The sequence below is a fragment of the Flagellimonas rhodophyticola genome (assembly GCF_049332665.1).
Taxonomy (GTDB): Bacteria; Bacteroidota; Bacteroidia; order Flavobacteriales; family Flavobacteriaceae; genus Flagellimonas.
Genome location: NZ_CP186326.1, coordinates 706,662 through 721,392, shown reverse-complemented (window position 1 = coordinate 721,392; position 14,731 = coordinate 706,662). Strand labels below are relative to the sequence as shown.

At 36.1% G+C, this 14,731-nt stretch carries 15 protein-coding genes; 1 reads left to right on the top strand and 14 read right to left on the bottom strand.

Features of this window, described 5'->3' with window-relative positions; genetic code table 11:
• Positions 1–3: 3 nt before the first annotated feature.
• The 5 genes from ACOKFG_RS03210 to ACOKFG_RS03190 all read right to left on the bottom strand — a co-directional run bounded on the left by ACOKFG_RS03210 (position 4) and on the right by ACOKFG_RS03190 (position 5,744).
• Entirely contained in the window at positions 4–1,182 is a 1,179-nt protein-coding gene (locus tag ACOKFG_RS03210; RefSeq protein ID WP_298792856.1) for an O-antigen ligase family protein, read from the bottom strand.
• Entirely contained in the window at positions 1,179–2,024 is an 846-nt protein-coding gene (locus ACOKFG_RS03205; RefSeq protein ID WP_422861847.1) for a sulfotransferase, read from the bottom strand. The genes ACOKFG_RS03210 and ACOKFG_RS03205 overlap by 4 nt, the downstream gene beginning before the upstream one ends.
• Positions 2,025–2,093: 69 nt before the next feature.
• Entirely contained in the window at positions 2,094–3,998 is a 1,905-nt protein-coding gene (locus ACOKFG_RS03200) for an alginate lyase family protein (protein ID WP_422861846.1), read from the bottom strand.
• Between the two features lie 5 nt (positions 3,999–4,003).
• Positions 4,004–5,047 (bottom strand): glycosyltransferase family 4 protein, encoded by a 1,044-nt coding sequence (locus ACOKFG_RS03195; RefSeq protein ID WP_422861845.1) that lies wholly within the window; start codon positions 5,045–5,047, stop codon positions 4,004–4,006.
• Complete coding sequence (locus ACOKFG_RS03190; RefSeq protein WP_422862177.1) at positions 5,010–5,744, bottom strand: O-antigen ligase family protein; 735 nt, start codon at positions 5,742–5,744, stop codon at positions 5,010–5,012. Before ACOKFG_RS03190 ends, ACOKFG_RS03195 begins: the two co-directional genes overlap by 38 nt.
• A 265-nt stretch (positions 5,745–6,009) precedes the next feature.
• Here ACOKFG_RS03190 and ACOKFG_RS03185 point away from each other — a divergent pair, with 265 nt between their 5' ends.
• A complete protein-coding gene (locus ACOKFG_RS03185) occupies positions 6,010–6,159 on the top strand; it encodes a hypothetical protein (RefSeq protein WP_298792849.1) in 150 nt (49 codons plus the stop codon).
• A gap of 79 nt (positions 6,160–6,238) precedes the next feature.
• Here ACOKFG_RS03185 and ACOKFG_RS03180 read toward each other — a convergent pair whose 3' ends face one another.
• From ACOKFG_RS03180 to ACOKFG_RS03140, 9 genes are all read right to left on the bottom strand, one after another.
• Positions 6,239–6,910, bottom strand: coding sequence for a LamG-like jellyroll fold domain-containing protein (locus ACOKFG_RS03180; protein ID WP_298792845.1), 672 nt, complete (start codon positions 6,908–6,910; stop codon positions 6,239–6,241).
• 4 nt (positions 6,911–6,914) lie between these two features.
• On the bottom strand, positions 6,915–8,216 hold the full coding sequence (locus ACOKFG_RS03175; protein WP_298792843.1) for an O-antigen polymerase: 1,302 nt from the start codon (positions 8,214–8,216) through the stop codon (positions 6,915–6,917).
• Positions 8,213–9,499: a flippase gene (locus ACOKFG_RS03170; RefSeq protein WP_298792841.1), complete on the bottom strand. Its 1,287-nt coding sequence runs from the start codon at positions 9,497–9,499 to the stop codon at positions 8,213–8,215. The genes ACOKFG_RS03175 and ACOKFG_RS03170 overlap by 4 nt, the downstream gene beginning before the upstream one ends.
• A gap of 38 nt (positions 9,500–9,537) precedes the next feature.
• A complete protein-coding gene (locus ACOKFG_RS03165; RefSeq protein WP_298792839.1) occupies positions 9,538–10,791 on the bottom strand; it encodes a GTP-binding protein in 1,254 nt (417 codons plus the stop codon).
• A gap of 8 nt (positions 10,792–10,799) precedes the next feature.
• Complete coding sequence (gene cysD / locus ACOKFG_RS03160; protein WP_298792837.1) at positions 10,800–11,705, bottom strand: sulfate adenylyltransferase subunit CysD; 906 nt, start codon at positions 11,703–11,705, stop codon at positions 10,800–10,802.
• Positions 11,698–12,300 carry an adenylyl-sulfate kinase gene (cysC, locus tag ACOKFG_RS03155; RefSeq protein ID WP_298792835.1) on the bottom strand — a complete coding sequence of 201 codons (603 nt, stop codon included), beginning with the start codon at positions 12,298–12,300 and terminating at the stop codon, positions 11,698–11,700. Before cysC ends, cysD begins: the two co-directional genes overlap by 8 nt.
• Positions 12,285–12,713, bottom strand: coding sequence for a DUF2061 domain-containing protein (locus tag ACOKFG_RS03150; RefSeq protein ID WP_298792833.1), 429 nt, complete (start codon positions 12,711–12,713; stop codon positions 12,285–12,287). Before ACOKFG_RS03150 ends, cysC begins: the two co-directional genes overlap by 16 nt.
• Positions 12,713–13,528: a 3'(2'),5'-bisphosphate nucleotidase CysQ gene (gene cysQ, locus ACOKFG_RS03145; protein WP_298792831.1), complete on the bottom strand. Its 816-nt coding sequence runs from the start codon at positions 13,526–13,528 to the stop codon at positions 12,713–12,715. Before cysQ ends, ACOKFG_RS03150 begins: the two co-directional genes overlap by 1 nt.
• Positions 13,529–13,682: 154 nt before the next feature.
• Positions 13,683–14,729 carry a hypothetical protein gene (locus ACOKFG_RS03140; RefSeq protein WP_298792829.1) on the bottom strand — a complete coding sequence of 349 codons (1,047 nt, stop codon included), beginning with the start codon at positions 14,727–14,729 and terminating at the stop codon, positions 13,683–13,685.
• Positions 14,730–14,731 lie beyond the last annotated feature (2 nt).

Sequence of the window (14,731 nt, the reverse complement as noted above, 5' to 3'; positions counted from 1 at the left end):
CGCTTATTTTTTCGTCCTGTTCGTCCAACTTAAAAATAAAGAGGAAAATAGGGCAAAGTATTCCACTCCCTTTATCCTAACCAGAGTAGATTCAGTAATATTTGCAAGAATAAAGACGAAGAAAATAAACGTAAATAGATAGTCTTTTCTATAGACGCTAAGCAGAAACAAGAGTCCTAGTGACATAATATACGTGAAGCCCCCGATAGCTCCGTTTATACTTAAATATTCTAAAAACTGATTGTGGGCATTCAAGTCATTTGCCTCTGCCAAAGAGTAATCCCCATCCATATACTTTTGCCTTCTTATGGAATCAATTTCTGCAAATCCTACACCAAAAAAGGGGTTCTCCTTAAAAATCTCATAGGAAACCTCCCATCTTTCAATTCTTTTCTCATCCAAAATACTATCCACGGAGAACATTCTATTGTTCATATATTTATCTCCCATGGTCCAGAAAACCAGCGCACAAACACCGATTCCGGAAACTAACACCATAAGTTGCTGTCTATACGTAGATACTTTGCTAATTGCCAAGTACACAAAAAACATAAACAATAACAGCACTACCATATCACTGGCCAACTGAAATAATCCGAACACAAAAACAATTAAGAAAAAATATTTCCACAGCTTTGAAAAAGACTCGTCTTGAATTAAAAACAAAATCGAAGTGGCTATAAAAAGGCCAAGATAAGTGGGATGTGTATCTGCAACAGCTGTGAAACCATGCCCTATATTATCCCATGCAAACCAATTTCCCCAAGACTCTTCTTTGCTTAATATTCCCAAAATGAGGTTAATGTAACATATGGCTAAGGTGACCAAACACCCGAATACCAATGCCAGAAACATTTTTCTTCTTTTTTCGGTATCAAGACCACTTTCAGAAATTAGTACAATGGGGACAAATAACAGAGATAAATGAGTTTCTAAATAATAGATGTTTTCCCAATCCCATGATCGAAAGGCTGCAAGCATGGCCAAAACAAAAAACGCAAAAACCGGTATTCCCCTGAGCAAAATCTTTTTGATGTTTGACTTGGTAGGGTTCGATAAAATTTCTACAAGACGAAGCCCTATGTACAACACCAAAAAACCATTATTGACCTTGGTGTACATTGGAAGTGTAAAAACCACCAAATAAAGAATCCAATGTGTGTGTTTTAGTAAAAGGTTCAAATCTTGTATCGGTTAATGACCATAAAAGGCAGTGTAACAAGGTAATATAAAACTTGTTTTTTTCTGTTAAGGGATTTTTTCCATTTATAATCTGGATAAATGTTTATTTTTTTGTTATGCTTCATCCGATTCCCACCAATAATATGAGGCATTTTTATTTCTTCTGACAAAGTTAATTGTTTATCCTCTTCTCCGAAAATATGCAGTTGAATCCTTGATAACTGACTTAAAGGGTCCTCGACAAAATCCTCATATCTTACTTTGAGAACCCTTTTATCGGACCATGCTACAATCTGAGCAAAAAAGTTTATCAAAAGGTAATATAAAATTGTGGCAACGGGCTTTTTGGTAGTCTGTACATTTTTAGAGAATGAGTTCACTACTCCCCTCACATCTCTAGTCACGTATAGCCCCTTTACTTTCAATTTAGAACTTCTTGAGAGCAAAAGATATCTGGCAACGTATTTGGATGAATCCAAAAGGTATGTTTCAGTGCATTGTTTATGTATTTTTTCAAAAATCTTTTCCTGAACCGATAGATATTCAGAATCTGGCTTTTTTTTGAATAATAAATAAGGGATGTTCCTGTGGTTTTCTTTTTTATTTATCCTTGTATTCAAACTCCTTAGTTCCTGCTGCACATTTTCCAGCTCTCGCATGATGCTTCCCCAAAAGGAACATTTCTCCAAATGTTCTCCACATGAACATTTTTTGTCTTCTACAAGATAATCTCCAAATTGATGCATTTCTCCAACTGTGACAATATTTTTATTGGCATTTAAAACAGTGGCCAATAGTGTTGTCCCGCTTCTGCCAGCTCCTAGAAGATATATTATGTTCATCCTAAATTTCTTTATTGCCCTATTGGTTTTTATAATTCAACCCCATGTTCTGCCATTTTCAATAATCTACTAACAATAACTAATGTATGTTTCCAATTCTATGCTTTTAACAACTTCTAGATTTATGCAAATAGTCTTTGTTTTTTGTTTTAGGTTGTATTTCGGGGAAAACCACCCCATTGGAACTTGGTCATCGCCATCGAATATTTTTGCATTGCAAAATTCATTGTTTTTAAGTTCTAATTCGGCATCAAGATGTTTTATTTTAATACTATTTCCGTCGTGTCCCATTTGAGCATCTGGGTGAACATGAAAAAAAATACTCGCTAAGACTTCTTCGTCATTTTCCTTCTCAAGGGAATCCAAAATAACCACCTGGCCTTCTTTCCTATTAAGAGTAACAACTCTTTGGTGAATGACTCCCTGATTTAAAAAAGCAGTATGCTTTCCGGAACAAGTTGATTTTTTGCTTGAAAAAGAAACTGTGGCTTCTGGGGCCTTAGGTTTGGCGATCCAACTCATTCTATTGTTCATCACCGCATGATGCTGGCCATTGATGCTTATGGTATTGTGCGCCGTAATTCCCCTAAAATAATCGCGCCAGAAAGACTCTCTTGAATGATATTGATAAGTTCCTGGATCTATAATAAATGCCAATCCATGTTGTTGTAAGGTGAAATGTAACATATCTGAATGCCCATGCGCGGAAGAAACGTTGTCTCCCATCTCTCCAACATCAAAACTTAGTTTTATTCCATGCATATGGTCATACATAAAACAGTAACCAGAAGATTTAAAAAAGGTGTCGACTAGGGCGCTCTTCTTTTCAGAAACGTGAAAGCTTTCCCCAAAAATTAGGTAATTTCTAAAATCAATTGTGTTGGAAGAGTTATAGGAACTTTCATAAAGATGGTTGGATGATGCCAGTTGTGACTTGTATAAAGAAAAATTATTTACAAAATAGGGTTCTATAACATACCCTTCGTCACTATCTCCAAAAACAGTCTCAATATCATGGTAGGTCACATGCTCTATGAACTCGAACATTTTTTTATGTCTATTTTCAATCTCTGCCGGAATCTGGATGCCTATTCCACTCAAAAAGTGCAATGCAATCAACAATTGATCTGTTACTTCGGCATGATATCTGGTGCTCAGTTCCATATGCACCCCATCCTTGTTGACTTGGGACATAACTTCCCTAAACAATAAGGTTTTCCATTTATTTCGCTCTTTTTGACCGAACACGCAATACGTGCTTATTGCCACAAGACCCATCAGTTCGGCTGTTAAATGATTGTTGGCCGAAGAGTAAAGCGATAAATGATTTTTTAAAAATTGATAATTAAACGAAAGCAGCGAAAGTAATTCCTTTTCCAGTTTGTCGGGAAATTTATCGGCTTGCTTAAGAGCCATGTGAGAATATATCAGGTTTACGCTCCTAATGGCCACTTCGATGCCTGACGTCCAGTTAATAGATTTGAGATATGGGTTTTGGGCGTTCCAGGTGGTCAGGGTCGCTTGTATGCCATTTAAATACTCATCTTCTTTACTCTCCAGATACTTAAGTGACAGAAAAGGCAAAAAATGTAACCTGGAAAGTTCTGAAACAATTTTGACATCACCATTTTTCTTAAAATCCTGTCTATTTAGCGAACCATAATATTTAATTGGAGAAGATATTTCGTTGTGAAAATCCTTTCGCCAATCTTTTATTTTTAGAATATCAACTTCAACATTAAAGAAATTATAACGAGTTGAAATTGGTGACACCTCAAATAATTTTTCCAGGCTGTCGACACTATATCTGATTATTTCAAAATTGCTATCGGCTTTTAATGGTTTAGGTGTTTGCCTTGCTTGCACTCGTCCGAAAATCTTTGACTGAAGGGCCTGTGGAAGCCTATAAAAAATGACCTCCTCAAAGTCCATAAGTTTTAGTCTATTGTAATACCATCTTAGTTTTGCTATCATGGGGTTCAAGAAAAAATGGACTTAAATTGAGTTACTACGTATTCCTTGGAATAGCTTCTTTTTATTATTGATGTAGGCTCGTAACTCCCTTTTTTTGTAAGGAAATTTTCCATTGCCTCGGTATAAGCATGTTTTATAGATGAATTGTACTTTTCTCCAGAAATACCTGGCACGATAAATTTTTTAAGTGCGAAATCATCTGGTCCTATAACCGGAACTCCACAACTCATAGCTTCTAAACCTACCAAACCAAGACTTTCGCTTTTTGTAGGAAAAAAAAGGACGTCAATTTTTGCGTAAAATTTGGGCATTTCCGTTTTTTTATAAGTTCCGTGCATCACCACATTATGAAAAGATTTTATTTGATCAAGATATTTTTCCTGATGCTTTCCAAAATTAATAATGTGAAATTCGATGTTATTAGAACGGTATTTTTTTATAACATAAATCAGGTCCTCTACACCTTTGTTATAATCAATGCCCGATGCAAAACCCACTGAAGTCTTTTTATTAGAGGTTTTGTAATCAGATTGTGGACAAAAAAGCTTGGTATCCACCCCTCCGCTTGGAGAAACTATGAAGGTGGAATTTCTAAGTTTGGATATAGTTTCCTTTACTTTGGTCTTAAAATATTCGGAAGGAGCAATATAGGTATAACTGGGCAACATGAGTTTATATGACATTATGTTGGCAGCCTTGGCCATAAAACTTGTGGGTATGATATCCCCTCCATGGAAATTGATGACCACTCTTTTTATTCTTCTTAAATGGATGGTCAAAGGAATAAAGTAAGTGGCAAAATGATGAATGTAAACATAATCATATTGGCCATACTTTTTGAAAACCAAAATCCTCAGATAAAAGTTAAAATATGCGTATGCTTTTTGCAATTTGCTGTTATAATCTGAATTAAGAACCAATCTATCCACAATCAAACCCGCTTCCAGCAGGCAGTCTTCAATTGCCTTTATGTAATTTCCTCGTTTGGGATAATTTTTCGTAGGATAGGCATTATTTATCAGCAAGATTTTTTTTGTTTCTTTCTCCATTTTTTTGGAATACCGAAATGTTATTTGTCAAAAATAATACCGTTAAAAGGCTAAATATAACAATTCCCTTGTTCCTTGATAAATATGATTCTGAAAGGCAGGAAAGGTAAAAGAGCAAAAAGCAAAGTAACAGTAGCCATTGTCTATTCTTCATCAAAATGTAAAGGCTATATAACACCATAAATATGAAAACAGAAAACCCTAAAAGGCCATTGACACTTAAATAATTAAAATACTGATTGTGGGAGTTATACGTATATTTATATGCCGAGGTATGTCCTATTTTTCGATACCCATCTAACCGTTCATATCTAATCCTATCCGGACCAACACCGAAGAAAGGGGACGACTTGAATATCTCCCAGGAAACCCTGTTAAGTTTTATTCTATTCGCAACATCCGAGTTTTCAGAATTAATTAGCAGTCTTTGAAAATTATAAGACTCCTTATTGAATATTGTCAGTAAAGCTGATGATAGAACCAAAAGCACCAAAAACATCTTTAGGTGTTTATTTTTTAGCATTACTATAATTAAAAGAACCAAAAAAATAAACAAGGGAGCCCTTGCAAATAGCATTAGATTATAAATAAAGGAAAGGACGATCAATCCATTTAACAAAATCGGATTTATTTTAATCTTTGAGCGGTAATATATTACTCCCAGCAATCCAATCGCAATTCCAAGTGAAAAGTACACATGGTGTAATGCTACGTAATCTGACAAATATTCTCTGTTGTAATTGAGTAAAAGATATTCGTAAAAGGTTTTCGTGTCATTTGTAGCTAAAAAAATAAACAGAGAAACCACCTCAAGCGATAGTATGCCTAAAAATAGGGCTGTAAAAACTTGAGTCTTAAGCTTTCGTATAGATTCATAATCTACTAAGCACAGAAAAGGGAGTAAGAAAAAAGTAATGTTTTTTTCAACCTCCTTTAGCCCATAGTATTCGAACCCAAATATTATGAACGCAGAAAGCGCAATCAAACCAGGGATAGCTCCAAAAGAATATGCTTTCCAAAAAGAATATCTTGTCAAGGTTGACTTGGGTCTTTCAAAAATAAATAAAAGAACATATATAGCTAGGACGGAACTGGTGACATCCATTGGATAAAAAAGCAAAAAAACATAGGTCAGAAAAGCCAAGTTTCTGTAGCCATGTTCTTCGATGAAAGAGGAAAAAATATCTTTCATTAATTTAAAGGGTAGTTCTGAATCAAAGTCAAATTCATAAGTAAAATTATATCTTCCTTTTCAAGAATCTTAGAAAAGATATAAAATTGACGCAATTCGCCTTTTAAAAAATACTTGTTTACCAAATTATCTACCGTATACCCAATCCTCAATGTCATATCTCCCTTAAAATCAATATTAATCTTTTCCTCAAGGTACTTTTCTCCATCAGTATAGATAGTTAGTACTTTTGTAATACTGGAATATGTACAGGATACAAAGTATTTTTCATTAAGGTCCAAGGTTGGCAACTCTAAAAACCTTTTAGAAAAGTCATTTTTAAAATAGTAATTTTTTTTTCTGAAATCTTTTCTCCTAGCTAGTACAGAAAGTCTTTGCTTAGAAACCATTATCGTTAGAAGACTTTCTCGTAACTCATCCGTATTTGATAAATTCAGACTAAAAAGCACTCCATTTTCAGAATAGTTGCGGGAATGCATCCAAAAGGCAACTGTGAAACCGGTTTTATTAAAATCAACCAAGTTGCTATTCTTGTCTTTCGAAAAATTCTCTGCGAGTTCCTTTTTGAAGATGGCCTCATTGGTGTCAACAAAAACCTTAAGATTGTTCCTTTTTTGTGGCAAACACCCCAAAAACATGATTATGACCGTAAGAACATACGCTTTCTTCATGGATTCACAGTTCTCTTTTTATCAATCCAACAAAAGGCCATGAAAACATAAAAAAGACAAGGGCCAAAAGAAAAGTAGGAGAAAATGGTGCCCCTCCATGGATCCAAGTAATTTCGAAAGAAACAATATACATATAAAGCATATGCGCATATATGGAATATCTTGCCTTTAGGTCAAAAGTATAGTTCAAGTACCCTAGGATAACTCCCAAAAAACAAATTCCAATAATTCCAAAATCAATGTAAAATGGAGCTATAATCGTCCCTGTTTTTGTATTGTCCGTTGGGGCCTTGACTATGTTGTTGTATATATATCCGTAGTTTCTTTGTTTTCCTGGTAAAAAGGTAGATATATGTTCCAAAAAATACTTTCCCTTTCCATAATCACCATTTAAGTTTTCTCTAATCTGCTGAAATATTTGAGGCCCCTCTCTTATAGTATGTATTATAGGTGAAAGTAGAAGATACTTTCTGGGGAGTTCTTCCTTATCCATTATTTCATAGTAATGGTCAATGCCATACTCAGTTACATCACGATGCAATTTTAGTAGATTGATACAAAAAAATAAAAGTGCAAATAGAATAAGAATCTTCTTTAAGTTCCTTCTAAAAAAATCCGTTTTGGCAACGTTAAAAAATAGAATGATAAGTATGAAAACAATTGACGTCCTATATGCGGACAATATTGCACATACGACAAACAAACCCAGTAACATCTTATTGGATCTTGTGGGTTTTAAAACCACTTTATAATAAGCTAAAAAAATAGCTATTATGTATATTAACCTGAACAATGGCTTGCTTCCCTTTCGAGCACCTGATCCAGAGAACAATGGAACACCTCCAATCTGCATCCAGTCAATCAAAACACTCAACAACCCGAGCAAAACAATCGTGCCAAGCATAAAATAAGATGCTTTTTCGGTAAAAACACTTTTGAAATTCAGTTTCCTTTTAGTTACCACGGTAGCTAAACTTAAAACTGTATATGTGAGCATTATAAAAAACACAAACAGCATAAAATAGAGTTCATTATTGAAATCGACATGAGACCCTCTTTTAATGAAGTTTATTCCTCCCATAAAACCATACGCTAGCGAAACAAATGGAATAAATAGATAGGGCTTAAACAATTTTTTCTGAAAGACTACTAGGAAGCAAACAATCAATCCAATACACATTCCTTGAACTAATATCTTGTGGTCCACAGTAAACCCAAATACTGATATCAGATAAAAAGAAACAAGACAGAAGAACAATAAAGCTGTTACTGTTATTAAGTTAGTCTGTGCCTTGTCCAAAATCATTTAAAATTGTAATACGTTTTAAGTTTCAGTTTTTTCTTTATGTATTTACTTCCCATAATGTTCCAAACCATCATGCCCAGTGCACTCCCAATGGCAACCCCCACTACCCCAAGAAAATTTACCAATGCCACACTAAACAAAATGTTTATTGCCAAAGAAATGGTTATATAGTGTTGAAGTTTTTTTTGATTCCCTGTCATTTGGAAAATTGGCCCTACCGGGCCGGTAACGATATTGGTAAATTGTGCAATTAGTAAAATTCGCAGAACGTTTTCCCCTAAAACATACTCATCGCCAAAAAATCCAAGAAAACTAGTTGGAAAACAAAATAATATCAAAAATATGGGAAAGCTAAACAAAAAGATGATTTTTGAAGAGAATGAAATCGTTTCGCTAAGTTGTTTATGATTTTTGTCCTTGTAAAAAGCCGCAATTTTAGGAGTTGCTATTGTCGCAACGGCATTATATACAAATGAAACCGCAGTTGCAATCTTAATCGCAGTACTGTATATGCCTATCATCTCTTCCGATTCGTAGAACCCTAAAATAAAAATATCGCTCCAGCCCATTATCATAACTATTGCTGAGGAAATCATCATAGGGTATGATTCTGAAATGATGTATGCGGTTTTATACAAGTCGGTGGATTGATTACCAAACTTTCTAAGAACAAACAAAACGTGGGTAACAATTACAATCGCTACCAATGATAGTCCCAATAAATAGGACAAAATAGGAGCTTCCAAAAGTTGAGTTGATAATATGTAGAACGTTAGGATGGTCAGCAAAGGGGCCAAAAACTTTGCAAAATGAAAGTACAGGCCAAAAATTATAATCTTCTTTTGGCCTTTAAAATAGCTTCCCGTTACATCTATAATGGATAAAAATGGTATCGCGAGGGCCGCAATTTTTATACTGCTTTCAATGTCCGGTTTACTGTACATTTTGGATATTAATGGGGCAAGCAGGTAGATACCGGCGCAGACAATTAATGAACTAATTAAAACTACCTGTAACGATTTTAGGTAAACCTTCTTTTTCAATCGGAGGGACGATATACTAGCGACCCATTTGACCAATGCTGTCTCAACCCCAAGTTTGGCAACCATTGTACCAATCGATAGAAACAAAAAAGAAATAGAAAAAATTCCTTGTATCTTTGGGCCAAATTTATTGGCCACTACCCAAATAAACATAAACCCCAAGCCATACCCTAAGATCCGAATCAAAAATACACCGGCTCCTTTGATTAGTATCTCCTTTTTATTTGAACCGACACTCATTGAGTAAGACTTTTGTCCTAAATACTTTGCAGTGAAATCTAAACCACCATTCCCGCAGCCACCGTTTCATTAGTGCTCTCGTCTACCAATATAAAACTTCCAGTGGTTCGGTTCTCCCTATAAGCATCAACCAATAATGGCTTGGTAGTCCTTATTTTTACCTTGCAAATATCATTCATTCCCAGTTGTATATCTTCAGGCTTACGATTCAACGTATTGATGTCAATTTTATAGATTACTTCTTTGATCATAGCCTTTTGCTCGTTGGATGTGTGTCTGATGGTATATTTTGCCCTTGGTTTGGCAGGGTCATTGTGCAACCAACAGAGCATCGCCTCAACATCTTGTCTAGGTTCAGGTTTATTGTTTGATCGTGCAATCATATCTCCACGACTTATATCAATCTCATCTTCCAGTGTGATGGAAACGGACATGGGCGCAAAAGCTTCATCCAATTCCTCCTCATTAACGTCAATGGATTTTATTTTTGACGTAAATCCTGAAGGTAAAACGGTTACCTCATCCCCTTTCCGAAACACTCCGCTGGCAACACGCCCTGCATACCCACGATAGTCACGATATTGCTCACTTTGCGGGCGCAATACAGTTTGAACCGGGAACCTTGCATCCACTTTATTAATGTCACTGCTGATGTGCATGGTCTCCAACGTATGAAGCATAGGAGCTCCTTGGTACCAATGCATATTCTCAGAGCGGTTTACCACATTATCTCCTAGCAATGCACTGATTGGAATAAAGCGAACATCTTTCACCAATAATTTAGAGGAAAACTCCTCAAACTGAGTTATAACCTTATTATAAGCTTCCTCTTTAAAATCGACCAAATCCATTTTGTTGACACAAACTATAATGTGTGGGATTTGTAGCAATGAAGCAATAAATGCATGTCTTTTAGTTTGCTCGATTACACCGTGCCTTGCATCCACCAAAATGATAGCTGCATTAGCGGTGGAGGCACCGGTAACCATGTTTCGGGTATATTGGATATGACCAGGAGTATCGGCAATGATAAACTTCCTTTTGGGTGTGGTAAAGTAGCGATATGCTACATCTATAGTAATTCCTTGCTCACGTTCATCCCTTAGGCCATCTGTAAAAAGTGCCAAGTCCACCCCTTCGTGGCCTTTTTGCTTACTGGTGTTTTCAATGGCTTCCAATTGATCTTCAAAAATGGATTTGGAATCATATAAGAGGCGCCCGATAAGAGTGCTCTTTCCATCATCTACACTTCCGGCGGTCGTAAAACGCAATAACTGATTGTTGTCTAACATCTTTGTGCTTAAAAATATCCTTGTTTCTTTCTGTCTTCCATAGCTGTTTCAGAACGCTTGTCGTCACTTCTGTTCCCTCTTTCGGTCTGGCGCATGGCCGCTACTTCTTGGGCAATTTTTTCCACGGTATCGGCATCGGATTCTATTCCGCCAGTTATAGTGATGTCTCCAAGTGTTCTAAATCGAATTTTCTTGGTTTCGATTTTCTCGCTCCCATCCAATTGTAGGAATTCGGAATTCGGAATCCAAGAACTATTTCTCCATACCACCTCACGTTCATGTGCAAAATAAAGCGATGGGATTTCTATGTTTTCCCGTTTGATATAGTTCCAAACATCCATTTCTGTCCAATTGCTAATGGGAAATGCCCTGAAGTGTTCTCCCTCAAAATGTTTTCCGTTGAAAAGGTTCCATAATTCTGGCCTTTGGTTTTTTGGGTCCCATTGACCAAAATCATCCCGATGCGAAAAGAAGCGTTCTTTGGCCCTTGCCTTTTCTTCATCCCTGCGGCCACCTCCAATAGCACAATCCACTTTGTTGCCTTCAATGGCATCTAAAAGAGTTGTAATCTGAAGAGCGTTTCTAGTAGCGTTCTTTCCTTTTTCCTCGGCGACCCTTCCGGTGTCAATGGATTCTTGAACGGACCCAACTATTAACCTAACTCCAAGGGAAGTGATGAGATCATCCCTAAATTTTATCGTCTCAGGAAAATTGTGTCCGGTATCCACATGCATCAATGCAAAGGGGATTTTGCTTGGGAAGAATGCCTTTTTTGCCAAATGCGTTACTACTATGGAATCTTTACCTCCTGAAAACAAAATCACAGGGTTTTGGAATTGCGCCCATACTTCCCGAAGTATATATATGGCCTCGGACTCCAATTCATCCAAATAGTTCAAATAATATTTACTCATTTTCCTGAAGTTCTAATTTTTTCTGAATCGCTTTATAAATGATTTCAATAATTTCTTCAACAGTGTTTTTTTCCGATACTTCAACGTCAGGGTCATTGGGAGCTTCGTACGGTGCCGAAATCCCAGTCATATTTGTAATTTTCCCTGCTCTGGCCTTTTTATACAGTCCTTTCACATCCCTTTTCTCACATTCTCCAAGACTGGTGTTCACAAACACCTCTACATAATTTTCCCCTTCGACAGTTTTCTTAATAAATTCCCTATCTTTTTTATAGGGAGCAACGAATGCCGCCAAAACCACTATTCCGGCGTCAATGAATAATTTGGAAATCTCACCAATCCTTCTATTGTTTTCGGAACGATCTTCTGGACTAAAGGTCAGGTCAAAATTAATCCCTCTTCGGATATTATCACCATCCAATACATATGTTTTTATGCCAGAGTTGTATAATTTTTGTTCTAAAGCGTTAGCAATTGTCGATTTTCCCGAACCAGATAAGCCGGTAAAGAAAATTAGAAAAGAATTGTGCTTATTCAAAGCTCTTCTTTCCTTTCTATTAATCTTATAGTTATGTGTTATTATGTTCTTTTCCATTTTTTAGCTCTTTTTCTAATATCGAGGCCATAGTTTATACGATACCATGCTCTTTCGTGCAAATAGTATAAAACCATCTTTGTAACTACTTCTGCAAAACCGATTTTCAGTCCGGTCAAAGGGTTTCCTGAAATAACCCAAGAAAGTAAAATCGTGTCCAAGGTTCCAATAACCCGCCATGTCACAGTTTTTATTAAGTGCCTTTTTTGACTACTGGCGACATCCACGGATAGCCACATCCTTTCATGAAGATAGTACAAAACCATTTTGGTGATCATCTCCGCCAATCCAATTTTTAATCCCGTAAATGGATTTCCGGTAATTAACCATGAAATTAGAATAGTGTCCAAGGTTCCTACCAGTCGCCAAGTAATGGTTTTGGCCAAGTGTCTTTTGTAGGATACCTTTCGCATTAGCCTTGTATAAGAAAATAACTGTTCAACAAGTTTTCCTTGTTATACTGAAGCTCCAGATTGGTCTCCTTGGATATAACTTTTAGGCCGACTGCATTACATATGGCATGACCTGCTGCGGTATCCCATTCCATAGTTGGGGCAAACCTAGGGTATACATCCGCTTTGCCCTCGGCAACCAAACAAAACTTCAGGGAACTCCCTTTAGAAACTATTTCCACTTCTTCATATCGATTTTTAAGGTCAGCTATGAAGTTCTCGGTATCTGCATTCATATGAGATCTGCTGCCAACTACCCTAATCTTGCCTGGAGTAGTTGTTCCCGGAATTATTTGGTCTCTCATTGTCAATGAAAATTCTGGAACACTATGGTCTTTATCTAATTCAAATTTGTATGCTTTATTGCCCTCTATATTTGCAAAATACAATTCCCTAGTTACAGGAACATAAATGACCCCCATAACTGGGGATCCTTCTTTAATTAGGGCAATGTTAACCGTAAATTCACCGTTTCTTTTGATGAACTCTTTGGTTCCGTCCAATGGGTCAACCATCCAACAGGTAGCCCATTGCTTTCGAACTTCAAATCCAAGTTGCTTGTTTTCTTCTGAAATTATGGGAATATCGGTCGGTAGTAAATACTCATTGATTACTTTATTAGAGTAGAGGTCGGCCTCAGTGAGCGGAGACTTGTCTCCTTTTTCCAATACTTGGAAATCAGTATTTTCATATACTTCCAAAATGGCTTTGCCAGCATCTATAGCTGCTTCTATTGCAATCTTAAGTAGTTCTGAGATTTCAAGGTTGGTTTCCAATTACTAAAATTTTTGTAAAACTATGATTATTCTGTCATCAGAAGGTAACTCTACCAAACTAAATAAAAGCAAATATGGACAGTTATTGTCCTAGTCGACAAACAAATACGTTTAACGGTTCGTTTTTGTTGTTTTTAAGTTTTAGGCAAGTTTGTCAGTACTTGTAATTTCGGAGATATTTATTTATTTGAACTACCACTAGTACTCCAGTGACGATCAGCAACAAAACCAGGGGAAATACAAAAAGATATCTGTTCCAGAAGCCCTTCATTTCTACTCCCCTCGCTGGAAAATCACTAATTATATTCAAGATTTCCGACTTGTTGGCCCGATTTTCGTTAAGTTCCACCAACTTTTCCTTGATAACTTCCCTTTCCTTAACCAAAGCCAATTCCTTATTTTGAGATTCTCCATTCTCAGCTAAATTTATATTAGTTCCTTGCATGGGTTTTTCCGCCTCCTTCTCCAAAACTCTTTTATATAAGCTTTGAAGCGAATCTATTTCTATAAGTTGCTGCATGTAAATCGAATCTTGGAGCATTAAATTTTCATCATTGATTCTCTTTTGTAGTTTAAAATAATCATTGACAGAGATGGAGCTTATAATAGCAGACTGCGTTTTTTTTGCCACCTTATTATCAGTACTTATTATTGATATTTGATGAAATCTCGCATCCAAAGAATTAAAATTCTTGAGATAGTTTTCAAAGTCAATGGTCTTAATAGTTGTAGTATCCAGTTCACTGATAAAATTATCGAACAGTTTTATTTTCTGATTTTCATCGGAATAGGAGTCCACAAAAATCTTTTTTATGCTTACCGCTTCATTTGTAGTGATGTCTAAAGAAGAGGCTAAAGTTATCGAATCCTCAGCCTTGGCTAAATCATTATAAAAGTCAATATTGTTATATAGTTGTTGAACACTATTGAAATTCGGTTCAACCACCATTTTAGAAACATATTTTTCTGGCAAATAATTATCCAAAAAGTATCCTCCAACTCCTCCAACAACCACGGCAACAGTAAGAAGAATAAAGTGTTTTTGGATAAAGACAAGGAATAGTATCAAAAGGTGAAACAATCCCTTAAAAATGCTTCCTATAAAATTGAAGAACTTTTGAAAGCCCCTGCCGATGACCTGGAACAATTGTCCTAAATCAATCTCCTCTGAATTGTTCTGGTTTGATGATTGCTCTGCCATAT